Source organism: Kocuria salsicia, from assembly GCF_007681555.1.
In the GTDB taxonomy this organism is placed as follows: domain Bacteria; phylum Actinomycetota; class Actinomycetes; order Actinomycetales; family Micrococcaceae; genus Kocuria; species Kocuria salsicia.
In genome coordinates, this window is sequence record NZ_VELE01000035.1 from 1 (window position 1) to 675 (window position 675).

At 65.9% G+C, this 675-nt stretch carries 1 protein-coding gene; it reads right to left on the minus strand.

Going from position 1 to position 675, the window contains the following annotated elements; genetic code table 11:
* Nucleotides 1-16 precede the first annotated feature (16 nt).
* Nucleotides 17-675 (minus strand): class I SAM-dependent methyltransferase (locus tag FS770_RS13575; RefSeq protein ID WP_342353668.1); only part of this gene is annotated, 659 nt, incomplete at its 5' end.

Consider the following 675-nt stretch of genomic DNA (forward strand, 5'->3'; position numbering starts at 1 on the left):
AGGGATGCAGAAACGGTCAGCTGTGGCGCAACGCGGTGATAGCGCCGTGCGGCCGGTATCCGGGCCCGGTCCTGGAATGCGTTTCCTCCACTTCGAACCCCGCAGTGCGCAGGTGCTGGCTCAGGGCGGCCACTGGCCACGAGTAGGCCGTGACCACGGCGTGCTCGAAGGCCGCAACCTCCGGTCCTTCGAAGAACCCCAGCAGGAGCCTCCCGCCCGGCCTAAGGACCCGCGCGAACTCACTCAATGCCTCAGGGACCCGGCCTGGCGTCAGGTGGACGAGCGAATACCAAGCCAGAACCCCATCCAGCGCTCCCGAAGCCGCCGGAATCGCGTCCAGGCTTCCCACATCGAACTTGAGGTGAGGGAACGCGGCGCGAGCGTGGTCCACGAAACGCGGGGACAGGTCGAGCCCACCAATAGCGAGCCCGCGCTGGTGAAGGTAGCCCGTCCAGTGCCCAGGTCCACACCCCACATCGAGCACCCGCCCGGTGATGAAACTGCTCCAATAGTCCACTAGTGCGCGGTCCGCGGGATGCACGGCGTCCATAGACCCCAGCAACTCCGCGTACTCGGCAGACCGACGGTCGTAGGCCCTCTGCACGTCATCCATCACCACCTCATCGTAATGAGCGGCTCTCCAACGCCGACGCGGACACTGTGCCGTAAACGGTC